Annotated in this window: 18 protein-coding genes and 1 pseudogene; 13 read left to right on the top strand and 6 right to left on the bottom strand. The window is 68.8% G+C overall.

Annotation, left to right across the window (positions count from 1 at the left end; translation table 11 throughout):
• The first annotated feature begins 72 nt into the window (after positions 1-72).
• The 5 genes from ABD648_RS06405 to ABD648_RS06385 all read left to right on the top strand — a co-directional run bounded on the left by ABD648_RS06405 (position 73) and on the right by ABD648_RS06385 (position 4,023).
• A complete protein-coding gene (locus ABD648_RS06405; protein WP_282214137.1) occupies positions 73-1,035 on the top strand; it encodes an ABC transporter ATP-binding protein in 963 nt (320 codons plus the stop codon).
• Between the two features lie 3 nt (positions 1,036-1,038).
• Complete coding sequence (locus ABD648_RS06400) at positions 1,039-1,794, top strand: ABC transporter permease (RefSeq protein WP_282214136.1); 756 nt, start codon at positions 1,039-1,041, stop codon at positions 1,792-1,794.
• Positions 1,795-1,803: 9 nt separating this feature from the next.
• A complete protein-coding gene (locus ABD648_RS06395; RefSeq protein WP_282214135.1) occupies positions 1,804-2,931 on the top strand; it encodes a sensor histidine kinase in 1,128 nt (375 codons plus the stop codon).
• Positions 2,928-3,557 (top strand): response regulator, encoded by a 630-nt coding sequence (locus ABD648_RS06390; protein WP_486348112.1) that lies wholly within the window; start codon positions 2,928-2,930, stop codon positions 3,555-3,557. The genes ABD648_RS06395 and ABD648_RS06390 overlap by 4 nt, the downstream gene beginning before the upstream one ends.
• An 85-nt stretch (positions 3,558-3,642) precedes the next feature.
• The gene (locus tag ABD648_RS06385; RefSeq protein ID WP_282214133.1) at positions 3,643-4,023 is read left to right on the top strand and encodes a VOC family protein; all 381 of its coding nucleotides are present in this window, start codon (positions 3,643-3,645) and stop codon (positions 4,021-4,023) included.
• A gap of 43 nt (positions 4,024-4,066) precedes the next feature.
• Here ABD648_RS06385 and ABD648_RS06380 read toward each other — a convergent pair whose 3' ends face one another.
• Positions 4,067-4,537 carry an HNH endonuclease signature motif containing protein gene (locus ABD648_RS06380; RefSeq protein ID WP_344708626.1) on the bottom strand — a complete coding sequence of 157 codons (471 nt, stop codon included), beginning with the start codon at positions 4,535-4,537 and terminating at the stop codon, positions 4,067-4,069.
• Positions 4,538-4,655: 118 nt separating this feature from the next.
• Positions 4,656-5,516, bottom strand: a pseudogene (locus tag ABD648_RS20220) (DUF222 domain-containing protein); the annotation flags it as partial.
• Between the two features lie 197 nt (positions 5,517-5,713).
• On the opposite strand from ABD648_RS20220, the gene ABD648_RS06370 reads away from it, so the two are divergent.
• Entirely contained in the window at positions 5,714-7,603 is a 1,890-nt protein-coding gene (locus tag ABD648_RS06370) for an endonuclease/exonuclease/phosphatase family protein (protein ID WP_282214131.1), read from the top strand.
• Positions 7,604-7,672: 69 nt separating this feature from the next.
• Here the strand turns inward: ABD648_RS06370 and ABD648_RS06365 are convergent, their stop codons facing one another.
• A complete protein-coding gene (locus ABD648_RS06365; protein WP_282214130.1) occupies positions 7,673-9,412 on the bottom strand; it encodes a thiamine pyrophosphate-binding protein in 1,740 nt (579 codons plus the stop codon).
• Between the two features lie 202 nt (positions 9,413-9,614).
• Here ABD648_RS06365 and ABD648_RS06360 point away from each other — a divergent pair, with 202 nt between their 5' ends.
• From ABD648_RS06360 to ABD648_RS06345, 4 genes are read left to right on the top strand one after another with little or no spacing between them, the layout of a single operon-like run.
• The gene (locus tag ABD648_RS06360; RefSeq protein ID WP_282214129.1) at positions 9,615-11,300 is read left to right on the top strand and encodes a circularly permuted type 2 ATP-grasp protein; all 1,686 of its coding nucleotides are present in this window, start codon (positions 9,615-9,617) and stop codon (positions 11,298-11,300) included.
• The gene (locus tag ABD648_RS06355; RefSeq protein ID WP_282214128.1) at positions 11,294-12,220 is read left to right on the top strand and encodes an alpha-E domain-containing protein; all 927 of its coding nucleotides are present in this window, start codon (positions 11,294-11,296) and stop codon (positions 12,218-12,220) included. Before ABD648_RS06360 ends, ABD648_RS06355 begins: the two co-directional genes overlap by 7 nt.
• Complete coding sequence (locus ABD648_RS06350) at positions 12,217-13,062, top strand: transglutaminase family protein (protein ID WP_282214127.1); 846 nt, start codon at positions 12,217-12,219, stop codon at positions 13,060-13,062. The genes ABD648_RS06355 and ABD648_RS06350 overlap by 4 nt, the downstream gene beginning before the upstream one ends.
• A gap of 25 nt (positions 13,063-13,087) precedes the next feature.
• On the top strand, positions 13,088-13,597 hold the full coding sequence (locus tag ABD648_RS06345; protein ID WP_282214126.1) for a phosphoribosyltransferase: 510 nt from the start codon (positions 13,088-13,090) through the stop codon (positions 13,595-13,597).
• A 12-nt stretch (positions 13,598-13,609) separates the two neighbouring features.
• On the opposite strand, the gene ABD648_RS06340 is transcribed toward ABD648_RS06345, so the two are convergent.
• Genes ABD648_RS06340 through ABD648_RS06330 form a run of 3 tightly spaced genes read right to left on the bottom strand, consistent with a single transcriptional unit; the run spans position 13,610 to position 15,984 of the window.
• A complete protein-coding gene (locus tag ABD648_RS06340) occupies positions 13,610-13,948 on the bottom strand; it encodes a HepT-like ribonuclease domain-containing protein (protein ID WP_282214125.1) in 339 nt (112 codons plus the stop codon).
• Positions 13,945-14,409: a nucleotidyltransferase domain-containing protein gene (locus ABD648_RS06335; RefSeq protein WP_282214124.1), complete on the bottom strand. Its 465-nt coding sequence runs from the start codon at positions 14,407-14,409 to the stop codon at positions 13,945-13,947. Before ABD648_RS06335 ends, ABD648_RS06340 begins: the two co-directional genes overlap by 4 nt.
• A gap of 51 nt (positions 14,410-14,460) precedes the next feature.
• Complete coding sequence (locus tag ABD648_RS06330) at positions 14,461-15,984, bottom strand: ATP-dependent DNA ligase (RefSeq protein ID WP_282214123.1); 1,524 nt, start codon at positions 15,982-15,984, stop codon at positions 14,461-14,463.
• A 72-nt stretch (positions 15,985-16,056) separates the two neighbouring features.
• On the opposite strand from ABD648_RS06330, the gene ABD648_RS06325 reads away from it, so the two are divergent.
• Genes ABD648_RS06325 through ABD648_RS06315 form a run of 3 tightly spaced genes read left to right on the top strand, consistent with a single transcriptional unit; the run spans position 16,057 to position 22,051 of the window.
• Positions 16,057-16,758, top strand: coding sequence for a nucleoside/nucleotide kinase family protein (locus ABD648_RS06325; RefSeq protein ID WP_282214122.1), 702 nt, complete (start codon positions 16,057-16,059; stop codon positions 16,756-16,758).
• A 24-nt stretch (positions 16,759-16,782) separates the two neighbouring features.
• Positions 16,783-17,184, top strand: a complete 402-nt coding sequence (locus ABD648_RS06320; RefSeq protein WP_282214121.1) for a hypothetical protein — start codon at positions 16,783-16,785, stop codon at positions 17,182-17,184.
• Positions 17,185-17,191: 7 nt separating this feature from the next.
• Positions 17,192-22,051 carry a DUF4132 domain-containing protein gene (locus ABD648_RS06315; RefSeq protein WP_282214120.1) on the top strand — a complete coding sequence of 1,620 codons (4,860 nt, stop codon included), beginning with the start codon at positions 17,192-17,194 and terminating at the stop codon, positions 22,049-22,051.
• Positions 22,052-22,112: the final 61 nt, after the last annotated feature.

Below are 22,112 nucleotides of genomic sequence, written 5' to 3'. Positions count from 1 at the left end.
ATGACACGTGTCATGCCGAGCCGATGACATCGGCATCCGGTGCGGTCGCGACGGCGCGACCAGGCTGGGGGTATGAACACTTCCTCCGTCGCTGAAGCGGCCGCGCGGGCGTCGACCCTCTCGACCGACGACCCCATCGTCATCGCCCTGACCGGCGTACGTCGTCACTACGGTTCGGGCGACCGGCTCGTGCAGGCCGTGGACGGTGTGGACCTGACGATCCGCCGCGGCGAGATCGTCGCTCTGCTCGGGCCGAACGGTGCGGGCAAGACGACCACGCTCGACATGCTGCTGGGCCTCACCGTTCCGAGTGTCGGAACGGTCGAGGTGCTCGGCACCACGCCGGAGCGGGCGACGGCCGGCGGGTCGATCGGTGCCGTGCTGCAGACCGGCGGCCTGCTGTCCGACCTCACCGTGCTCGAGACGGTGCAGCTCATCGCATCGCTGCACGGCGCTGCGGCCATCGGCCGGGTCCCCGAGGTGATGGAGCGTGCGGACCTCGGACATCTCGCCCGCCGTCGGGTGGCGAAGTGCTCGGGAGGCGAGCAGCAGCGGGTCAAGTTCGCGCTCGCGATGGTCTCCGATCCCGACATCCTCGTGCTGGATGAACCGACCGCCGGCATGGACGTCACGGCACGGCGACACTTCTGGGACGTGATGCGCGCGGATGCGGATGCCGGACGCACGATCCTGTTCGCCACCCACTATCTCGAAGAGGCGGAGCAGTTCGCCCGTCGCACCATCGTCATGCACCGAGGGGTCGTCGTCGCAGACTCGCCGACCGCGCGGTTGCGGGCGAGCCTGGGCGAGCGCACGGTCTCGGCGACGATCGCATCGCACGAGGCCGACGACCTGGTCGCCATGCTGAGCGCGACACCGGGCGTGATCGAGGTGCGGCTCGACGACGACCGCCTCGCGCTGCGCGCGGCCGATTCCGACATCGTCGCCCGCATCCTGCTCGACGCGGGCGCTCGTGATCTGGAGATCGCCGCGCCCACGCTCGAGACCGCCTTCACCGCTCTCACGGAGGACTGACCCATGCTCATCTCACCCACCATGTTGCGCATCGAAGGCGTCCGCCAGCTGCGCAACCCGTACACCCTGGCGTTCACGCTCGCGATGCCGGTTGCCATGTATCTGCTGTTCGGCGTGAGCATGGGCTACGGCACGCTGTCGGCGGGCAACGGCAACGTGTCGTTCTACATCATGACTTCGATGGCCGCCTACGGCACGGCCGTCGCCATGAGCTCGCTCACCTCTCTCGCGGCGACCGAAGCGAAGCAGGGATGGGGTCGGCAGCTGGCGATGACCCCGCTGACCACCGCGGGCTACGCACTGACGAAGCTGCTCACGGCTGTCGCGTTCGCGGCCCTGGCGCTGGTGGCTGTGTTCACCGCGGGCATGCTCAGCGGCGCGCACGTCGACGACGCCTGGCGCTGGGTCGCGACGGCCGGGATCATCCTCGGCATCGGACTGATCTACGGGCTGTTCGGACTCGGCGTCGGACTGTTCTTCAGCTCCGATTCGGCGGCGGCCCTCGCCTCGATCTCGATGACGTTCTTCGCGTTCTTCGGCAACGTCTTCATGCCGCTCGACGGGGTGATGCTCGACATCGCGCGGTTCACGCCCCTCTACGGGTTCGTCGCACTGAGCCGCTGGCCGCTCACCGATGGGCGACTGACGACCGGGCAGACCGATGAGATGTGGATGCTGCTGCTCAACGTCGTGGTCTGGCTGGCGCTGTTCGCTGTGCTCGTCACCGTCGGGATGAAGCGCTCGCGCGCTCGCCAGTAGGTTGGACGGATGGTGCAGCCGCTCTCCCGTGACGCGGGGCCGAAGAATCCCTGGGCGAGATTCGGCTGGCTCATGGCGGTCATCTGGCTGGTCTTCCTGATCTACCCGGTGATCGCCTTGCTGCGTTCGGAGGCGCCTGCAGCCTGGGTGGTGGTCGGCTGGGTCGCGTTGATCGTGTTCGTCGTGCTCTATGTCACCGGGTTCATGCATGGCATGCGCCGCGGTGGGCTCGGGCAGAATCCGGCCGCACGTCAGTGGGTCACGTTCGCTGCTCTCATCGTCTGCACGTTGGTCTCCGTGCCTGCCGAGGGCGGTTCGGCGCTCAGCTTCCTGCCTTTCCTGATGTCGTTCGCGTCCTACGGGCTCACCCGGTTGTGGCACTGGATCACCACCGTCAGTGCGGTCGTCATCACCGCGCTCTGCGTGTTCCTGCTGCCCGGCGGGATGAACAACCTCTCCGTCCTCGCGATCGTCGCACTTCTCGGCGTGGTCAACACGGTGTCGACATGGCTCATCATCCGTTCCGTGGAGTCAGAGCGCCTCGGGTTGGAGCTGGCGACGAGCGAGGGAAGAGAGGCGCTGGCCCGTGACGTGCACGACCTGGTGGGGCATTCGCTGACGGTCGTCGGACTCAAGGCTCAGCTGGCGCGGAGGCTGATGGACTCCGATCCGGAGCGCGCGCGGGCCGAGCTCGCCGACATCGAGCAGCTCACGGCCGAAGCGATCGCGGGGATCCGGACGACGGTCGCCGGGTCGCGGGCGACGACGCTCGTCGAACAGCTGGCATCGTGCCGGGAGGCGCTTCGCGCGGCGGACATCGACCTCCACGTCGATGGTGCACCGAACGCGTTGTCTCCCGTGCAGGCCATCACCGCGAGCTGGATCCTGCGCGAGGCGACCACGAACGCACTCCGCCACTCGGAGGCGCGTCACGTCCGGGTGGTGATCGCCCCGGGCCGGTTGTGCGTGGAAGACGACGGCGTCGGGGCGCGGGGCGACGAAGGGAACGGTATCCGGGGGATGCGGGAGCGCGCTGCCGCTGCCGGTGCGGCGTTCTCGCTGGTGGCTGGAGTGAGCGAACCCGGAGTGGCCGAGTCGGGCGAGAGAGCCGGCACACGCGTGGAGGTGACGTGGTGACGGCGCAGACGGGCGGTGGCGGCATCCGGCTCCTCATCGCCGACGATCAGGCGCTGGTTCGAGGGGCGCTGGGCGCGCTGCTGGATCTCGAGGATGACCTGGAGGTGTGCGCCCTGGCGGCGGATGGTGCGGAGGCGCTGCGGCTGGTCGCGGAGACGAAGCCCGACGTGTGTCTGATGGACATCCAGATGCCGGGGATGGATGGCGTCGAGGCCACACGGCGCATCCGGGAGGTCAGCCCCGGCACGCGCGTGCTGATCGTCACCACGTTCGCGCGGCCCGGATATCTGCGCGCAGCTCTGGATGCCGGTGCCAGCGGGTTCATCGTCAAAGACACTCCGGCGGAACAGCTCGCCGAGGCGGTGCGGCGGGTGCACGCGGGACTGCGAGTCCTGGACCCCGCGCTCGCCGAGGAGAGCCTGTTCGAGGGGGCGAATCCGCTCAGCGACCGAGAGCGTCAGGTGCTCCGACTCGCGACGGATGGGCGTTCGGCAGCGGCCATCGCCGCCGAAGTGTTCCTCTCTGCCGGCACCGTGCGCAACCATCTGTCCGCGGCGATCGGGAAGACCGGGGCGTCGAATCGGGCGCAGGCGGCGCAGATCGCGCTCGACAAGGGCTGGATCTGAAGACCGGACGACCTCTGGTGCCGGGCAGGGGAGGGTCGTACCCTGGACCCCGGTGAGCGACGGCGCTCGCCAGGAGGAGTGCGTGATGGATTGGAAGATCGAGCTCATCTTCGTGCCGGTGTCGGATGTCGACCGGGCGAAGGACTTCTACGTGAAGATCGGCTTCAACGCGGATCATGATCAGACACCGTTCGACGGGATGCGCTTCGTGCAGATGACGCCTCCGGGTTCTGCCTGCTCGATCGCGTTCGGCACCGGTCTCGGCATCGATCTCGAGCCGGGGCAGCAGAACACCATCCAGGTCGTGGTGCCGGATGCGGATGAGGCGCTGGCGCACCTGCAGAGCGCCGGCGTCGAAGCGGTGGGCGTCGACGAGCAGGCCTGGGGTCGCTTCGTGAGCTTCGACGACCCCGACGGCAACACCTGGACTCTGCAGGAGCTGCCGGACTACGGCGCGCAGAGCTGAGATCTCCGCTGAGCGACGCGCTGGACTCCGGCCAGCGCGTCGTTCAGCTTGCCAGCGGAGTGCGCCGCAGGGGTGAACGAGGGTCCCACCATCGTCGGGTGGGGTCCCACCAGCCGGGCCCGCGAACTTTCGGGCGTCCGTTGTCCATGCGGACCTCCCACCCGGAGGTTTCCAGAGTGCGGTGGTGGTGCCAGCAGAGGGTCACTCCGTTGTCGGTGTGCGTGGGTCCGCCTCTGGCGTGTTCTTCGACGTGGTGGATCTCGCACCAGGACGCCGGAACGTGACACCCCGGTATGAGGCATTCCTTGTCGCGGAGGGTGATCGCGCGGCGTTGGTGGACGGTGAAGATGCGCTCCGTGGTTCCGATGCCGATGATGCGCCCTTCGGGATCGAGCAGCACCCGTTGGATGCTCCCTCCGCACGCGGCATGCCGGGCAAGGGAAACCGGGGCGGCGACGTCGACTCCGTCGATGTGCGCCCACCCTCGCCCGGTCGTGTAGTCCTGGGCGGTCACGGAGACCACCAGGGTCGGTGCCGCACCGCCGAGGCGGCGGCATATCGTCGTGGCGAGCGGCGATGCCGAGGGCTGCGGCGAGAGCGTCGTGCTGCAGCTGGAAGCGGGAGCGGGTGTCGGTCCTCCCCGCCGGCATCTCCTCGGCAACGCTCTCCGCTGACGTCAGATAGTCCGGGTCCTGCTCGGAGGGTTCGAACCGCACCCCCGGAAGCGGCGGTCCATCCACCTTCGGATTCAGGTACGCATCCCAGATGCGCTGCATCTGCCCCGCGACCTCCGGCAGCAGGCGTCCACTGATCGGGATCAGCCCGTCCTTCGCCCGACCGAGCCGGACGCCGCGTGACCGAGCGGCGCGCTCGTGCTCAGGCTCCGCGCCGTCGGGGTCGAGGTAGGCGACGATCACCTGCGCCAGCGTCCGCAGATCCTCTGCAGTCGGTGCCGGAGCCCCTGCCATCGCGCCGTCAGAAGAATCCTCGTCAGCGGCATCGGCGCCGAGTCTGACTCGTGCGTACGCCGCGAGTTCCGCATCCGCCCGCAGCCGGTCCTCCGCACCGATGCGGGGCCCCGCTTGCTCGATCGGCCCCATGGCCGCCAACAACCCCGCGACCCCGATCACGCCGTCGAGCAGCGCCTGTCGCAGCTCCGGCCACCGCGCCGGCAGCGGCGCGCCGGTCGTCAGCTCGGTCTCCCGCCGCACGACCTTCGACGCCTTGATCACCCGCGCCGCACCCACGGAATCGGTTCGCAGCGCCCTCTGGACCAGCTCATTCGTCGATCGGCACCCGAACCTCTGACCGAAGTCGGCATCAGCCGTGGCGATCGCCTCCACGACCCGTGCCTCGGCTCGCCGGAGCGCGTCACCCGAGCTCCGCAGGACCTCGATCCGCTCCGCATCCGACAACACCGTCAGATCGTCTGAGCACAGCACTTCATCCAGGCCGGACACGACCTGATCGAAGGAGCCCGAGGTGCTGTTCATGTCTTCCATTCAACCGAGAGCCACCGACATTCGATCCCGAAATACACCAGTTCAGAGCAATATTCTGGCATTCAGTTCGAAAGTCTGTAACCCGACTCCGCTCGGCATCCGCTGAGCCGTTCACCCCGCGGCAACGGCGCCGCCATCTGCGGGCCCTACCGTCGCGACGGACCGTGCGTCGAAAGGACTCCGCTGCAATGACATCCCCCTCCCATCGATCTCGGCGAGGCTTCCTCGCGCTTCTCGGAGCAGGCGTCGCGTTCGCCGGACTGCTCGTCGCTCCCGCTGCGCATGCCGCTGGTTCATCGCTCGCGGTCGACGCCTCGAGCATCCGCACCGACGAGACCGTCACGATCTCCTTCGATGCGGGGGAGTCCGTCCACGACCGGAACTGGGTCGGGATCTACCGCGACGGTGCGATCCCGGGAGGCCCCGCATCCCTCGACTGGCGGTACGTGCCCGAGGCGAGCGGAGATCTCACGTGGGGTCCGTCGGCCCGCGACGGCTGGACGCGCAACACGGCGTCGATGGGAGCCGGCGAGTACGACATCTACCTGCTCGAGGACGACGGCTACGGCATCCTCGCCGGCCCGATCGACCTGACCGTCACGGAGGCGGCGACCGAGCCGCCGCGTCCGCCCGCCGAACCCAAGCCCGCCGTCGACGGCGTGAGCGAACTGAACGTGCTCACCTTCAACGTCTGGCACGGCGGCACCCAGGTCGCCGACGGCGCGCAGCAGATCGCCGACATCATCGAGCAGACCGATGCCGACGTGACGTTCCTGCCCGAGGTGGGCGACGCGCCCTCCCAGGTCGCTGCGCTGCTCGGCTGCGACCACCTCACGGCGACCGACACCGGGATCGTCTCGCGCTACCCGATCGTGTCGACCGACACGGTGGGACGCTGGTGGTCGAAGGCGGTCATCGACGTCAACGGCACCGAGGTCGTCGTCTACGGAGGGCACCTCGAGTACCGCTGGTACACGACGTATCTGCCGCGCGGATACGGGGGAGAGATCCACGGCGACTGGCCCGACGGGTGGGACACCTGGGACAAGCTCGACGCACCGGTCACCGACGTCGAGGCGATCCTGGCCGCCAACCTCCAGTCGGGTCGCCCGGATGCTGCCGCCGAACTCCTCGCCGACATCGACGCCGAGCGGACTGCCGGCCGCATCTCCGTCGTCGGCGGCGACTTCAACGAACCTCCCTCGCAGGACTGGACCGCGGCGACGGCCGACCTCTTCGATCACAACGGGGTCGTCATCCCGTGGCAGACGACGCAGACGCTGCTCGACGGTGGTCTCGTGGACGCCTTCCGCGCTGTGCATCCTGATCCTGCGGCGAACCCCGGATTCACCTGGCCGTCGGACAATCCGCTGTTCCCGACCTCGTCGCTCACCTGGGCGCCGGAGGCCGACGAGCGCGACCGGATCGACTACATCTTCGCCACCCCGGATGCGCGCCTGGCGATCGACGGCTCGACGGTCGTCGGACCGCAGTCGACGATCGTGCGCAATGAGCGCGTAGTCGACGACAGCGCCGACGAGATCTTCACGCCCGACGCCGTGTGGCCGTCGGACCACAAGGCGGTGCTCGCGAACTTCTCGATCTGCGACGACGGCTGTGTGCCGCCGGAGCCGGAACCCGAGGCCGCACTCGGCCTCGGATCGACGTCGGTGGCTGCCGGAGCACAGCTCACGATCACGGGTACCGACTTCGCCGCGGATGCCGAGCTGCGCGTCGAACTGCGATCCACCCCCGTGACGCTCGGGACGGTGACGACGGATGCGGCCGGAGCCTTCCGGCTCGCGGTGACCATCCCTGCGGGAACCGCGCCCGGAGCACACCGCATCGTCGTCATCGACCCCGGCGGAACGGAGACGAGCGCTGCCCTCACCGTGACAGCCGTGCCGGGCGGAGGGCAGCCGGGCGGACAGCCGGGCGGCGGCGCGACGACACCCGGGACCGGAGCGGCTGACGCGCTCGCGACGACCGGCGCGGACAGCACGCCGTTCCTGTTCGCCGCGCTGCTGCTGTTCGCCACGGGTCTCGCATTCGTCGCGATGCGCCGTCGCCGGGTCTAGCGCCTTCGTTCCCGTGGCAGGTGTGGTGGGTGTCAGACCGATTCACCCGCCGCAGCTGCCACGGGAGCGTCAGGAGTTCACGCGGATGATCTCCTGCTGGTACGGGGCGATGACGTCACCCGAGATGCGGAGGTCGAGCAGCAGGAAACGGCGCGTCGCGGCATCCTCCGCGGCCCAGGTCTCCAGGCGGTCCAGGTCGGCGAGTGTGCGCACCACGACGCCCTCCGCCCCGACCGCTGCGCCGAGTGCGGCGAAGTCGACCTCGGGGATGAGCATCGGTCCCTCGGCGAGCCCCTTGAGGCCGTAGAGGTTCACCTCGGCCCCGTAGGCGGCGTCGTTCCAGATGACGGCCATGCCCCGGCCGGCTGCAGCACGCACGGCCGATTCGAGGTCCGCGATCGCCATCAGGCCGCCCCCGTCGCCCGAGGTGAGCACGATCGTGGACGAGCGGCGGGCGAGCGCTGCCCCGACGACGCTCGGCCAGCCCAGACCGATCGACTGGAACGCGGTGCCGATCATCATCATGCGATCCGGCGCGGCGACCGGCCAGTACATGTTCGCCCAGCCGATGAAGTGCCCGCCGTCCGAGACGACCACCCGGTCCTCGGGCAGCAGCTCGGCGATGCGGCGTGCCGCCGAACGCGGGTCGAGTCGTCCGTCGGGGGCGAGGTCGTCGCCGGCGTCGTAGGAGCGGGCGGATGCCACGTCGACGCTCTCCCGCCACGGCCGGGCAGGCACAGCTTCGGAGTCCGCGGCCGACACGTCGCCGAAGCGCTCGGGGGACGCGGCGTGCCGCGCCCGATCTCCGAAGTCGTGCCCGGCGGCCGGCTCGGACCGCAGCCGGTTCACGAGCTCCTCGGCCGCGACACGGGCATCCGCGCGGACGAAGCCCCCGATGTGCGCGTGCGTGGCGGCGGGGGCGATGTCGATCTGGAAGACGCGGGTCCCGGGCGCGAACAGCTCGCCGAAGCGCATCGTGAACTGGTTCAGCGACGCACCGAACACGACGGCGACGTCCGCGCTGCGCACGAGTTCCATCGCGCCGTCGGCCCCGAACCCGCCGGTGACGCCGAGGTCGTACCGCGTGTCGGGGAAGACGCCGCGGCCGAGCGCGGACGAGGCCGTGAGCGCTCCGGTCAGCTCGGCGAGCTCGCCCAGCGGCTCGCTCGCCCCGGCCAGCCACGCACCGCGCCCGGCGAGCAGGAACGGACGGTCGGCGTCGCGCAGCGCTGCGGCGATCTCGTCGAGCATCCCTTCGGCGAACTCCCCGCGCGGAGCGAGCGGTGCGGGCAGTCGCGGCGACGGCGCCTCCGCCACCGGGCCCGCTTCGAGGGCGGCGACGTCGTACGGGATCGCGAGCACGACGGGCACACGATACGTGAGCGCGTGCTCGATGGCGATGACCGTGGTCGCCGCGGCATCCGTCCGCCCGACGGTGTAGGTGCGGGCTCCCACTGCCGATGCGAGGGCGATCTGGTCGACGTCCCAGGGGCGCGGGCCCGACGTCGGCTCGTCGCCGACCACGAGCACGAGCGGCACGTGCGCCTGCACGGCTTCGGCCAGGGCGGTCAGGGTGTTCGTGAAGCCGGCGCCGTACGTGGACGTCCCGGCCGCGATGCGCCCGGAGGCCCGGAAGTGCGCGTCGGCGGCGACCACGGCGCCCTGCTCGTGGCGGACGGCGGTGAAGACGGCATCCGTCTGCTTCTCGATCGCATCGAGGAAATAGGCGTTGCCGTTGCCCATCACGCCGAAGACGGCGTCGATGTGCTGGGCGAGGGTGAGGGCGACATGCGCGGACACGGTGGGCATGAGAATGCCTTTCGAGACAGGGACGGAGAACTGCGGATCCGTATGTGTCTCGCCCTCGCATCCATGCGAGGTGCTTCGTGCCTCTTTTTCAGGCACCGGCGGAAGATCGCCGGACACGTCGACTCTACCGCGGCAGCAGTCGTGTCGCTGCCCGTCTTCCCCCGGAAACATCGCCGAAACCAGGCCAGGGAAGTATTCCGACATGGAGTCGCTGTTCAACGGATACACCTCTCGTCGCACCGCGATGCGCAGCGGACCGCAGCCCTGGGACGAGATGTTCCCGTCGGAGGCCGCAGCGGGCGGCGGCGACGTGCGCCTGCCGTACCGCGACATGTACCCCGCGCTCGCGGGAATGGACGATGCCGAGCTGCGGGCGCGGACGGATGCTCTCGCGAGCTCGTACCTGGCGCAGGGGGTGACCTTCGACTTCGCCGGCGAGGAGCGGCCGTTCCCCCTCGACGTGGTGCCCCGGGTGATCGCCGCCGAGGACTGGATGTACGTCGAATCCGGGGTGAAGCAGCGCGTGCGGGCGCTGGAAGCGTTCCTCGCCGACGTGTACGGCCCGCAGACAGCCGTGCGCGACGGGGTGATCCCCGCGACGCTGATCAGCTCCTCCTCGCACTTCCACCGGCAGGCGGCGGGCATCGTCGGCGCGAACGGCGTGCGCATCCACGTCGCGGGGATCGACGTCATCCGCGACGAGAAAGGCGCCTGGCGCGTGCTGGAGGACAACGTCCGCGTGCCGAGCGGCGTGAGCTACGTGCTCGCGAACCGGCGGGTGATGGCGCAGACGCTTCCCGAACTCTTCACGAGCCTCCGGGTGCGACCCGTGGTCGACTACCCGGGCCGGCTGCTCCAGGCTCTGCGCGCGGCCGCACCCGTGGGGATCGATCATCCGACCGTCGTCGTGCTGACGCCCGGCGTGTACAACTCCGCGTACTACGAGCACACGCTGCTGGCGCGGATGATGGGCGTCGAGCTCGTCGAGGGCCGCGACCTCTTCTGCTCCGGCGGGCGGGTGTGGATGCACACGACCGCCGGTCCGACCCGCGTCGACGTCATCTACCGCCGGGTGGACGACGAGTTCCTGGATCCGCAGCACTTCCGGCCGGACTCGGTGCTCGGAGCCCCGGGGCTGATGCTGGCTGCGCGCCTCGGCAACGTCACTCTGGCGAATGCGATCGGCAACGGCGTCGCGGACGACAAGCTCGTGTACACGTACGTTCCCGAGCTCATCCGCTACTACCTCGGCGAGGATCCGATCCTCCCGAACGTCGACACCTGGCGCCTGGAGGAGCCGGATGCTCTCGCGGAGGTGCTCGATCGCCTGGACGAGCTCGTCGTGAAGCCGGTCGACGGCTCCGGCGGGAAGGGGCTCGTGGTCGGCCCCGACGCCTCCCGTGCCGAGCTGGACGCTCTGCGTGCGCAACTGCTCGCCGATCCGCGCGGCTGGATCGCGCAGCCGGTCGTGCAGCTCTCGACGATCCCGACGCTCGTCGAGGACGGATTCCGCCCCCGGCATGTGGACCTCCGCCCCTTCGCGGTCAACGACGGGAACGACATCTGGGTGCTCCCCGGTGGACTCACGCGCGTCGCGCTTCCCGAGGGGCAGCTGGTCGTCAACTCGAGCCAGGGCGGTGGATCCAAGGACACCTGGGTGCTGGATCCCTCGCTGTTCACCGGCCCGACGGCGACCCTGGCGGGACTCTCCGACCCGGCATCCGACGAGGTCTCGATCGCCACCGGAGCCATCGGGATCGTGTCGGCACCTCGCGAGGAGCCGCATCCGCCCTTCCTGTCCTCGCCGCAGGACGAGGACCTCGAGACCCGGCACCACCAGCAGCAACAGCAGCAACAGCAGCAGCAGCAGGGAGGCGCGACATGCTGAGCCGCATCGCCGAAGCGCTGTTCTGGATCGGCCGCTACGTCGAACGCGCCGACGGCACCGCCCGCATCCTCGACGTGCACCTGCAGCTGCTCCTGGAGGATCCATGGGTCGAGGAGGACACCGCGTGCCGCGCCCTGCTCTCGGTCATGGGCACGACGGCGGATGGCGAGAGCACGGTCGGCCGAGACGACGTGGTGCGACTGCTCGCGCTCGACCGGGACCACGCAGCATCCATCGCGCACTCGATCGCCGCCGCGCGCGAGAACGCGCGGCGGGCACGCGAGATCATCTCGACCGACCTCTGGGAGACCCTCAACGAGTCGAACGCGCGGATGCCGCGGTGGGTCGCCTCCGACAAGACGCACCCGTTCTTCCGTTGGGTCCGTGATCGGTCCGCGCTGGCGTTCGGCGTGGTCGACTCGTCGACGAGCCGCGACGAGGCCTGGCAGTTCTTCGTGCTCGGCCGCTCGATCGAGCGCGCCGACATGACGGCCCGCCTGCTGGCGACCCGCTCGCTGACGGATGCCGGCGGCCCGAGCTGGACGACCCTGCTGCGCAGCTGCGGCGCGTACGAGGCCCATCTGCGAGGCCACCGGGCGGTGCCGACCGCGGCCTCCGCAGTCGAGTTCCTGCTCGTGGACAAGCTGTTCCCGCGGTCGGTGCTCTCCAGCGTCCTGCAGGCGGAGGAATGTCTCCGTGGCATCGACCCGGCCGGGGCGTTCGGGGCGCCGGATCGTGCGCACCGGGTGCTCGGCAGGATGCGGTCGGAACTGGAGTACCGCCCTGTCGCCGACATCGTCCATCGGCTGTCGGAGAGCATGGAAGAGGTGCAGGTGGCGATCTCAGTGGCGAGCGACGCGATCCGGGAGCGCTACTTCCCGTCGATCGCCATGCCGGTGTGGATCGGAGAAGCGCTGTGAGCCGGCTCCGGATCGTGCACCGCACCGGATTCCGTTACGAGAAGCCGGCGACCGCGTCGTACAACGAGGCGCGGATGCTGCCGCACTCGCGCGAGGGGCAGTTCGTGCTGCAGGCGACACTGGACATCTCGCCGTCGGCGACCCAGCACTCCTACGCGGACTACTGGGACACGCGCGTGTCGACGTTCGAGGTGCTCACGCCGCATCAACTGCTGTCGGTGACTGCGACCAGCGTCGTCGATGTGCGCGCGCTGCCGCACACGGCGCAGGCGGTGGGGTGGGATGAGCTCGACGCCCGCATCCCGTCGTCCCTGTCGCTCGCGGAGTGCGTCACGCAGACACCGGTGACGTCGCCCGACGACGAGATGCGCGAGCTCGCCCTGCGGATCAGGGCTGAGGGGCGGGATGTCGACGACACGGCCTTCGAGATCTGCCGGACCGTCGGCGGCGCCATGGACTATCAGAGCGGCGTGACGGGCGTGAACTCGACCGCGCGCGAGGCGTGGGCGGCGCGATCCGGTGTCTGCCAGGACATCGCGCATGTCGCCCTCGGCGTGCTGCGCGCGGCCGGCATCCCCGCGCGTTACGTGTCGGGCTACCTGCATCCGGACCCCACAGCGCCGATCGGGCAGCCGGTGATCGGTGAGTCGCACGCGTGGGTCGAGTGGTATTCGGGGGAGTGGCGCGGATACGACCCGACGAACCTGCTGGACATCGGGGAGTCGCACGTCTACGTCGGGCACGGCCGTGACTACGGCGACGTGGCACCGCTGCGGGGCGTGTACGCGGGCCCGAGCGCGTCGGAGCTGTTCGTCTCCGTCGAGGTCACGCGTCTCGACTGACGACCTCATGGAGGAGAATGAGGCGATGACCACGACGACGATCGAGCGCGAGACGCTCACCTGGGACGGCTTCGGCACGGCGACACGCGATCTGGCGCGCAGCATCCTCGCCAGCGGTTTCGAACCGGAGGTCGTCGTGGCGATCGCCCGCGGCGGACTGCTTCCGGCCGGCGCCATCGCCTACGGCCTCGGCGCCAAGAACTGCGGCGCCATCAACGTCGAGTTCTACACCGGCATCGGCACCGTCCTGGACGCACCGGAGGTGCTCCCTCCCGAGCTCGACATGGCGTACCTCGACGGGCGACGCGTGCTGCTCGTCGACGACGTCGCCGACTCGGGCCGCACCCTGGCGCTCGCCGTGCAGCTCCTGAAGGACAAGGGCGCGGACGTGCGCTCGGTCACGATCTACACGAAGCCGTCGACCATCATCCAGCCCGACTACGCCTGGAAGGACACCGATCTCTGGATCAACTTCCCGTGGTCGTTCCAGGGGACCGTACGGGAACAGGACCTGGGGCTTCCGCCTTCGGCGTGACGCGGCGACGCCTCAGTCTTCGTCGTCCAGCGCGTCGAGGAGGCGGGTGGTCGCTGCCGCGAGCAGCGGGATATCGTTCCGTGCGGTCGCAGTGACAACGGCGTGTGCGGTGTCGAAGTATCGATGGGCCAGGTGGTCACGCATCTGGGCGATCTCGCGCCAGGGGATCGTGGGTTCGGCGTCGAGAATATCCGCCGGAAGGTCCTTTACCGCTTCGCCGATCTCCAGCAGACGGATGCGAATCGCGTCGAACACGATCTCATCATCGCTGTCAGCACGCCTGACGTAACGCGAGATTGTGGCGCACGCGAGTGCGATGTCTTCGAGTCGTGCTCGAGTTCGCCGGCTCACAAGGGGACCGCATCTCGCCGAACATCGTCCGCGACACCAGATTTGAGGCTGGCGCGCGGAACGATATCGACGGGACGGCCGAGCAATGCCTCAGCCGCGGACTGCATACGGAGAAGATCGAACATCCCCACATCGGGGGCGAGGTCGACGAGGAGGTCGATGTCGCTGTTCTCATGATCGTCGCCGCGGGCGACGCTGCCGAACACTTCGATGTTTGTCGCACCGTATTCGGCGAGAATCGTCCGTAGATCGGCAGCAAGGAGGCGCACCTGTCGCAAAGTCTCAGGCGCTTCGGCCAGAGTCAGGGTCAGTCCTGCGGCACCCAGAAGCCTGTCGAGTGCGGCAACCGATGGCTCTCGCCTTCCGCTCTCGTACTCGCTGATGACGCTCTGACGGATGCCCGAGCGGTTCGCCAACGCGCTCTGCGTCAGGCCAGTGCGTTCACGCGCAGTCTTGATCAACGAAGCTCCTCGTCGCATGGTTCAACGATATCGCGGATGCGTGATAATGCGTCACCCGCGCAGCAGCGCGCGCAGGGTCTGGATCGTGTCGGCCTCGGCCGGCGTCTTGTCGGGGCGGTAGCCCTTCACCCGTGCGAACCGGAGGGCGATACCGCCGGGATAGCGCGGGGAGCGCTGCACGCCGTCGATCGCGATCTCGACCACGATCTCCGGTCGCAGGAAGACCGTGCCCTGGGTGCGGCGGGTCTCGTACTCGGGGAAGGTCTCGGTCTGCCAGCGCAGCAGTTCGTCGGTGAGGCCCTTGAACGTCTTGCCCACCATGACGTAGCCGCCGGGATCGCCGAACTCGCCGTCGGGATCGAGGGCGCCGAGATGCAGGTTCGACAGCCAGCCCTGTCGGCGGCCGGAGCCCCATTCGGCGCCGAGGACCACGAGGTCATAGGTCAGCACGGGTTTGACCTTGACCCAGGACTTGCCACGTCGACCGGCGGCGTAGGGTGCGTCGAGCGACTTGACGACCACGCCCTCGTGCCCGGCGGCGAGAGCTTCGCGGGACAGCTGCTCGGCGGCATCCGGATCGGCCGTGACGATCCCCGGCATCCGCCATTCCCCGGCCACGCGTTCGAGTTCGGCGAGACGCACCGACAGCGGCTCGTCGAGAAGATCGCGCCCGTCGACGTGCAGCACGTCGAAGAACCACGGCCGGAGCAGCAGCTCACGGGCGACGTCGGCGCCGAAGCGCGACATGGTCTCCTGGAACGGGCGGGGCCCGCCGTCTTCGTCGAGCGACAGCGTCTCGCCGTCGAGGATGAGATCCTGTGCCGGAAGCGACCGCACGATCTCGACGAGTTCCGGCACCCGGTGGGTGATGTCGGCGAGGCTGCGGGTGTAGACGCCGACCTCGTCGCCGTGACGGTGCACCTGGATGCGGGCGCCGTCGAGCTTGTACTCCACGGATGCCTCGCCGGTGATCTCGAGCGCGGCTGTCGGTGTCGCCGCGGTGGCCGCGAGCATCGGCAGCACCGGTCGCCCGACCTGCAGGCCGACCGCGTCGAGCTCTTCGGCGGTTCCGGTGAGGGCGATGAGCGCCGTCTCGCCGAGGTCGCCGGAGAGCATCGCGGCCCTTCGCACGGTCGCGGCGGCGCGATCCGATGCCTTCGCGATCGCATCGAGGAGTACACCCGAGAGGGCACCCGTGCGCAGCTCGCCGAGCATGGCGCGCGTGAGGAAGTCCCACTCGTCGGCGGTCGATCGTGCGGCGAGGGCTCCCAGCGCGCCGGTACGCGTGGCGGCCGAGCCTGTGCCGGATGCCGCGGCGAGAGCATCCAACGATTCGTCCACGTCGGCGATCGTCAGGCTCGGGCTGTCGGCGTGCGAGATCTCCAGTGCCGCGATCCCTCGCCATCCGACGCCGAGCTTGCCCTGACGCGGCGACGCGAGGAGCAGCCCGACGAGGGGCGCGATCTCATCCGGCTCTGCTGTCGCGAGCAGCCGTGCGAGCGCATCGATCTTCGCCAGGCGCGACGACGTGGCGGCGACCTCTTCTGTGGTGGAGACGAGGTCGGAGAGCTTCATCCCCGCATTCTCGCACCGAGGTCGGACATCGATGCCGGTGTGGCACCATCGGAGACCGGTGAGAGGTGGAGAATGAGCGATCAGCGAACGGAGTTCCTCGGCGCGCTGCTCGCGCTGATGCCGGTTCCCGAGCTCCATGGCCCCAACCTCATCGTCGGGATCGACGGCGTCGACGGCGTCGACGGCTCGGGCAAGACGCGGCTCGCGGATGAGCTGGCGGCGCGGATGCCCGAGTCCAGCCCCGTCGTGCGGGTGTCGATCGATGGATTTCATCACGTTCGAGAGAAGCGTTACCGCCGCGGACCCCGGTCGCCGGAGGGTTTCTGGCTCGACTCCTACGATTACGAACAGTTCCGTCAGGAGGTCATCGATCCGTTCCGCAGCGGCCGGGGGACCTACCTGTCTGCGGGACACGACGTCGACTCCGACAGGCTCTTGAGCGGTCCCCGTCGTGACGTTCAGCAGGGGAGCATCCTCCTCGTCGACGGCATCTTCCTTCACCGTCCGGAGCTTGTCGACGTCTGGGATCTGACGGTGTTCCTCGACGTCCCGTTCATGGAATCCGTCCGCCGGATGTCGGTGCGCGATGGGCTGCCAGGCGACCCGGATGCCGAGGAGAACACGCGCTACGTCGGCGGTCAGAAGCTGTATCTGTCGGAGTGCCGACCGGCCGATCGTGCCACGATCCACGTCGACTATCGACACCTCGATCGGCCTCGCATCCGACGTGCGGCGCGGCAACCCGCCCATCAACGCCATCGGGAAGGAACGTGAACGGCTTCATGCCAGGATGGTCGGATGATCGTCGAGACCGCACTGCTGGGCAGCCGAGCGGTCGGCGAGGAGCTGACCATATCCGCTGTCGAGGGCCCGAGCTCGCTGCGCGCGCTGCTGCGGATTCTGGTGCAACACGAGTTGACCGCGTACGCCGCGCATCGCTCGCGTTCGGCGATGATGCGCATCCTCACACCCGCTGAGCTTGTGGAGGGCGTCGAGACCGGACGCTATGGGCGGGAGGCGCGCGCTCTTCCGGCGCCGCCGAATCTCGATGCCGCGCATGCACGTGCCGTCGAGGCGTTCACCGACGAGCTTTTCTTCGTGTTCCTGGACGAGGTCCGGATCACCGACCTCGATGACACCCTCACGATCGAGCCGCACACACGTCTCCGGCTGGTGCGGCTCGTCGCTCTGACCGGATAGGGCAACAGTGCTGACCGCCGACCAGGCCAAAGAACAACTGAGCAAGTACTGCACCTGCGGTGACAAGGGGCGACGCGCGATTCGCGCCGAGGGTCTGCTCGCCCCGCGGCTCGCCCGTCGCATCGCGGACAATCTCAACGACCAGAGCGGTGCCCACGACCCCGAGGCGGCGGACGTCGTGCGGAGCACCGCGATGACGCTCGCCGGTGAACTCGATGACCTGTCCGAAGCGAAGCGGGCGAAGGTGTTCGCCGCGCTCTCGCCCTCACTGGGCGCAGAGCTCGCGCACTGGTGGGGGTGGGCGCAGGCCCGACCCTATGTTCAGGGATGGAGTGGGGTGCGCCCGTACCGCTCATCGGACCCCGCGATCACCCGATCGGCGCGCTGGCAGCGGCTCGCTTCGCTGCTGCATGACGCGACGCACTATCCGCAGCCGATCGAATGGCACGCGAGCTGGCTGCTCTACACCTCGTCGCAGTATGGCCCCGACCCTGTCGGCGAACTCCTCGCCTCGGCCCTGGATGCCGGGAACCACGCGGTACGGCGCATCCTGATGGAGAGCATCGACGGGACGCACTCGATCGGCGGGCCGTCCCAGCCGGGGTACGTCGCTCTGCTCGCAGCGTCCGACCCCGACGCGTGGGAGTTCGTGGGTCGGCAACTGCTCGCCGCAGGGCGTGCCGAAGGATTGCGCCAGACGATCCTCGGGTCCCTCAGTCTCGCGCATCCCGACGCCCTCACGCGGTTCGTCGAGATCATCGTCGAGAACGATCTCGTCCGGTTCTCCAGCGCGATCCTCAGTGTCGCAGGGTGGGCGGGCGAGGAATTGACCACGCAACGATCCGCGCAGGTCGCCGAGGCCCTCGCGGCGACCCGGCGCTTCCTGCAGGAGCCGCCGGACATCGACCAGCTCCGCGCCGCCGCGCCCGTCGAAGTCGTCTTCGGCTTGTGGTCGCTCGCGGTGCGTGACGTCTCCACGGCGATCGCGGCCGCCGCCGCACTCATCCACGACGCCGATGCGCGCCGCAGGCTCGCGGCGACGAGGATCCTCGTCGATGTCGCACACCCCGAAGCGGCCGCGCCACTCGCGGCAGCACTCGCGGATGCCGACCTCTCGGTGTTCGTCGCAGCGTTGGGGGCGCGGCCGACGTACAACGGCGCGTCGTGGGAGGGTCTTGTCGGCGATGTGGGTGCGAGCCTGCGACAGCGCCTGCTGGGGTGGCCCCCATCGCTGAGCGTCGACATCGGCCTCCTCGCCCCCCAGATCGTGAGACTGAAGAAGTCGGATGTCGCCGATGCGCTGGCAGCGTTCTCGGGCGACGAGGACGTCGATCTCGAGTTCGCGTCGGCTGATGCGCGTCGCGGCGCCGCGCGGAGGTTCGCGAAGGATCCGGTTCGGTATCGGGAGCAGCTGTTCATCCTCGCGCTGGACGCGTCGGAGAGTGTGCGCCGGGAGGCGCGACGAGCACTGGACGTCGATGCGATCACCATCGCAGAGGCTCTGACGCTGGAACGGGCGCTCACACGCAAGACGGATGACGTCCGCAAGACGGCGCTTCGACTGCTGCTGAAGCAGTCGCCCGCAGCCCTGGCCGCCTCGGTGGAGAGGCTCGGGGCGGGAAAGCCCGACCAGCGACGCGCGGCCGAAGAACTCGCTCAGATCGCGGGACTCAAGCCGACCGCAGACGAAGGCGCTTCTCACGAAGGGGCGTTGGCGGAGGGAACCCCGGCGACGACCGAAGGCATCGATGCCGCTGCGAGTCCGAGCGCCGACGATCGTCCGCCTCTGCTCAGGTACGGCGTCGAAGACCGCACGCCCGCTGAGCGTCCGCTCGCTCCACCCCGGTCACGCTGGACCGCGTACCACCCCGGTGCTCGGCGCATCTGGCAGTCGCTCGGAGCGTGGCTGGACGAGCACGCGAACCTCGAAGTGCAGACGCGCGGGGGAGTGGAGATGCTCGCGAACATCAGAGGCATCCAACGGAACGACGACGGTTCGATGCCGCTCGGGGAGCTGCTGGATCCGTGGTGGGAACGCATCCGTGGCGAGCTCGTCGACGGCGGAGTGGAACTTGTCCTTCTTCGACTGCTGCAGGCCGGCCGCGGTGATGCGGCCGTGCAGGTCCTCGGATCGCTCGGTGACGAACGGAGCGAGTGGAACGACGGACTCCGACGCGAGATGATCCGGCATCTGGCCTGGCGCGAGTGCCGAGCGAGCTGGGCGGAGCCGGTACTGGACCTGTTCGCTCTTGTGGCGGGTGAACTGCCGACCGATGAACTGATCGGTCCGCGAAACGTGGTGTTCGGCGACGACCGAAAACGAGTCGGGAGGGATCCCCGTGAGTTGAGCTGGCTTCTCAGCTATGCGTGGGACTACCTGGATCCGTCATTGCTCGACGACCAGCAGCTTCATCGTCTGTGGCGCATCGTCCGGTTCCTCGACGAACCCGAAGGTGCGGTCGACCAGTGGGCCGGGCCGAAGGCAGAGCTGGTCGATCCGTCCTACTGGGGGGCTGTCCACATCGTCGCCGACCAGCCGTTCCGGTACCGACCACCGTCCAATGTCGTGTTCGAGGCCTTCGCCCGCGGAATCGCCACGCGCGCCGACCTCATCGACCATCTGTTCACTCGTCCTGCACTGAGTTGCGAACTCAACACTCACAGACTCAATCCGTTGGAGGAGGCCAGTGCACTCAAGGCGACGGATCCCGCGATCCAGGCGATCGTCGAAGAAGTGCAGCGCACGGTGGTCGGTCTCGAGATCACTCGCGGTGACCGCCCGACGCCTTACTCCCGCATGGCGATGTCTCTCCAGCGAGTCACCGGAGTCGAGAGCCTCGCCGGCGTGCTCAAGGCTCTGGGGCGTCGCCCCTTCGTGCGCGGCTATCTCTACGCTGACAAGCGCGAGAGCGTGTTCTCTCATCTCGTCCGCATCCATCATCCCGCGACGGATGACTCCGTCGAATCCATCGCTCACGCGCTCTCCGGAGCGAAGATCTCGGAGAGCCGGATCATCGAGACCGCGATGTACGCGCCGCAGTGGGCGGAGCCTTTCGAGGAGCATTTGGCGTGGCCAGGATTCGCGTCAGCGATCTGGTGGGTGCACGCGCACACCACTGACTCCTGGCGAGTTCCGGAGGCCACCAGATCCTGGCAGTCGGATCAGGCACTCGGCGCGGCGCGGAAGCGAGAGATCGACCAGCGCACCCCGCTCTCGACCGAAGACCGCGATCGAGGAAGCGCCGACGCCGAGTGGTTCCACAGACTGTACGCCGAACTCGGCGACGATCGACTCGACCGCGTGCTCAACGCGGCGAAGTATGCCTCGAATGCGGCCGAACACAAGCAGGCCGAGCTGTTCGCGAACGCCATGCGCGGCAGAGTGACCGAAGACGAGCTGCTCACTCGCATGTACGAGAAGCGGCATCAGGATGCTGTGCGTGCGTACGGTCTGCTGCCGTTGAGCGGCGATCCGGACCAACTGCTGCGTCGGTACGAAGTGCTCCGCGCGTTCGTCAGCACCGGGAAGACCAACGGTCCTCAGCGCAGGGCGACCGAGACGGCAGCCGTGCACGCGGCGCTGGAGAACCTCGCCCGCTCCGCCGGGTACCGCGATCCGCAGCGTCTGATCTGGGCGATGGAGGCTCGGGCCGGCGAAGACCTGAGCCGCGGCGCGGTCACCGCCGTCGACGGCGACGTGACCGTCAGCCTCACCATCGACGATCTCGGCATGCCCGAGATCACAGTGGACCGTGCGGGCAAGACCCTGGCAGCCGTGCCGGCGAAGAGCCGCAAGGCCGAGGAGATCGCTGCGCTGACGACCCGAGCGCGCGACCTCAGGAAGCAGGCTCAGCGTGTCCGCGCCTCGCTGGAGGCCGCGTGCGTGCTCGGAGACGTCATCGACGCGAGCGAGCTCGCGCTCCTACAGGCGCATCCGATCCTCGGGCGCATGCTGTCGGATCTCGTCATGGTCGACGGTGAAGGCCGAACAGGTTTCCTCAGCGCCGGCGGCGACGAACTCGTCAACGCAGATGCATCGGCGTTTCGCGCGGTCGGCGGCTTGCGCATCGCCCATCCGCTCGATCTGCTGGCGAGCGGCGACTGGCCCGATCTGCAGCGCGCCGTCATGACGCGCGAACGTCCGCAGCCGTTCAAGCAGGTGTTCCGCGAGCTCTACGTGCTCAACGAGAACGAGAAGGCTGAGAAGGGGATCTCCTCGCGGCGCTACGTCGGACATCAGCTCGCGTCGAGACGAGCATCCGGTCTCTTCATCTCCCGCGGCTGGATCAGCGAGTACGGGTTCGGGTTCGGGCGCACGTTCCACAACGAGAAGGTGACCGCTTTCTGCAACATCGAAGGAGGGTGGGGGACCGCCGGCGAGGTCGAGGAGGCTGCCGTCGACGACGTCCGTTTCGCTCACGCAGGCACGCACATCGCGCTTCCTCTGGCCGACGTTCCGCCGCGCGTCTTCTCCGAGACCATGCGGGATCTCGACCTCGTGGTCTCGGTCGCCCATGCCAGCGGCGTGGATCCGCAGGCGTCGGAGTCGAGCATCGAGATGCGTCAGCGCCTCGTCGACGAGACCTGCCGACTTCTCGGACTCGAGAACGTCGAGGTCGACGGGCACCATGCGCGCGTGAAGGGGGCACTCGGGATCTACTCCGTGCACCTGGGGTCCGGCATCGTGCATCGCATCCCGGGGAACACGCTGTTCATCATCCCGGTGGGCGCACAGCACCGTGGACGCGTCTTCCTCCCGTTCGTCGACGACGATCCCCGCACGGCGGAGATCGTGTCGAAGGTCGTGATGCTCTCGCGAGACGAGAAGATCACGGATCCGACGATCCTCAGCCAGATCGTGCGCTGAGCCAGCGGCCGGAATCAGGCGAAAACGCAGGATCAGGCCGATTCCGAGCGAAACGGCCTGA

Origin of the sequence: Microbacterium luteolum, from assembly GCF_039533965.1 — a bacterium.
Lineage (GTDB): Bacteria > Actinomycetota > Actinomycetes > Actinomycetales > Microbacteriaceae > Microbacterium > Microbacterium luteolum.
This window is presented reverse-complemented; position numbering and strand designations above follow the sequence as displayed.

Coding starts and splice junctions, on each gene's coding strand:
- ABD648_RS06405 (WP_282214137.1), top strand. CDS start 73: ATGAACACTTCCTCCGTCGCTGAAGCGGCCGCGCGGGCGTCGACCCTC.
- ABD648_RS06400 (WP_282214136.1), top strand. CDS start 1,039: ATGCTCATCTCACCCACCATGTTGCGCATCGAAGGCGTCCGCCAGCTG.
- ABD648_RS06395 (WP_282214135.1), top strand. CDS start 1,804: ATGGTGCAGCCGCTCTCCCGTGACGCGGGGCCGAAGAATCCCTGGGCG.
- ABD648_RS06385 (WP_282214133.1), top strand. CDS start 3,643: ATGGATTGGAAGATCGAGCTCATCTTCGTGCCGGTGTCGGATGTCGAC.
- ABD648_RS06370 (WP_282214131.1), top strand. CDS start 5,714: ATGACATCCCCCTCCCATCGATCTCGGCGAGGCTTCCTCGCGCTTCTC.
- ABD648_RS06365 (WP_282214130.1), bottom strand. CDS start 9,412: ATGCCCACCGTGTCCGCGCATGTCGCCCTCACCCTCGCCCAGCACATC.
- ABD648_RS06360 (WP_282214129.1), top strand. CDS start 9,615: ATGGAGTCGCTGTTCAACGGATACACCTCTCGTCGCACCGCGATGCGC.
- ABD648_RS06355 (WP_282214128.1), top strand. CDS start 11,294: ATGCTGAGCCGCATCGCCGAAGCGCTGTTCTGGATCGGCCGCTACGTC.
- ABD648_RS06345 (WP_282214126.1), top strand. CDS start 13,088: ATGACCACGACGACGATCGAGCGCGAGACGCTCACCTGGGACGGCTTC.
- ABD648_RS06330 (WP_282214123.1), bottom strand. CDS start 15,984: ATGAAGCTCTCCGACCTCGTCTCCACCACAGAAGAGGTCGCCGCCACG.
- ABD648_RS06325 (WP_282214122.1), top strand. CDS start 16,057: ATGAGCGATCAGCGAACGGAGTTCCTCGGCGCGCTGCTCGCGCTGATG.
- ABD648_RS06320 (WP_282214121.1), top strand. CDS start 16,783: ATGATCGTCGAGACCGCACTGCTGGGCAGCCGAGCGGTCGGCGAGGAG.